Below are 1,158 nucleotides of genomic sequence, written 5' to 3'. Positions count from 1 at the left end.
GCGTCGGTCTGCAGGATCATGGCGCCCTCCTTCTCCAGCAGCTCGCGGAAGCGCCAGCGTCCGGCCTCGATCTCGCCGGTGGCCACCGGCACCGGAGTGCGCTCCGCCAGGCGCCGGTGGTTGTCGATGTCGTCCGGGCTGAAGGGCTCCTCGATCCAGAACGGGTTGTAGGGCTCGGCCATGCGCATGAAGGCCAGCGCCGAGGGCAGGTCCCGCCAGGCGTTGTTGGCATCCAGCATCACCTGGATATTGGGGCCCACGGCCTCCCGCACCGCCGCCAGCCGAGCTTCTTCGCCGACCAGGTCCTCGCGGCCGACTTTCATCTTCACCGAGGTGAAGCCCTGGGCGACGTAGCCGGCCATCTCCTCGCCCAGCATCGCGGGCGTCTTGCCATCAAGATAGTAGCCTCCGCTGGCATAGGCCGGCACGCTGCCGGTGTCGCTGGCGCCCAGGTACTTGTAGAGCGGCAAGCCCGCCGCCCGGGCGTTGCGATCCCAGAGCGCGGTATCGAGAATGCTGATGGCGCGCATCACCGAACCGCAGCGGCCATGCAGCAATGACTCCTGGTACATCGCCTGCCACAGGGCTTCGGTGGCATGGGCATCCGCGCCCACCAGCACCGGCCGCAGCAGGTCGCGCACGGCATGCGCCACCAGCGAGCCGGCATTGTTGCCACCGTAGCAGAAGCCGATGCCGACATGGCCGTCGTCGCCGGTCACCTCGACCAGCACATAGTCGCGCTTGAACACCTGACGGTTGGAAAAGCTGGTGGGGTTGTCCAGCGGCACGTTGACCGTCCTGGTGCGCACGTCGGTAATCGTTGTCATGATGGAGTCCTCGTGAAGATGGTAGGGAGTCACTCGGCCTGCGCTTTGTCGCGCAGCGCGCCACGCAGCCAGCCGAAGAACGGCGTGGCCTGCAGCACCGAGAAGGCGGCGATGGACAGCAGTACCACGGCGATGGGGCTCGTCAGGAAGATACTCAGGTTGCCCTGCCCGATCAGCATCGACTGCTGGTAACTGGTCTCCATGACCGGCCCCAGGATCAGCCCGATCACCATCGGTGCCGGTGAGACACCGGCCTTTTTCATCCAGTAGCCAAATAGCCCGAAGCCGAGCATCAGCCCTACCTCGAACAGGCTGTTGTTGATAGCGAAGG

1 protein-coding gene and 1 pseudogene are annotated in these 1,158 nt (G+C 65.6%); both read right to left on the bottom strand.

Features of this window, described 5'->3' with window-relative positions; all coding sequences use genetic code 11:
* On the bottom strand, nt 1-827 hold an 827-nt coding region (locus tag ACESMD_RS12795), incomplete at its 3' end, for a mandelate racemase/muconate lactonizing enzyme family protein (RefSeq protein WP_372613745.1).
* Between the two features lie 29 nt (nt 828-856).
* Nucleotides 857-1,158, bottom strand: a pseudogene (locus ACESMD_RS12790) (C4-dicarboxylate ABC transporter permease); the annotation flags it as partial.

This window comes from Halomonas sp., assembly GCF_041689495.1.
In the GTDB taxonomy this organism is placed as follows: domain Bacteria; phylum Pseudomonadota; class Gammaproteobacteria; order Pseudomonadales; family Halomonadaceae; genus Halomonas.
Note: the sequence above shows the minus strand (reverse complement) of the source record. Positions and strands in the feature narration are given on the sequence as shown.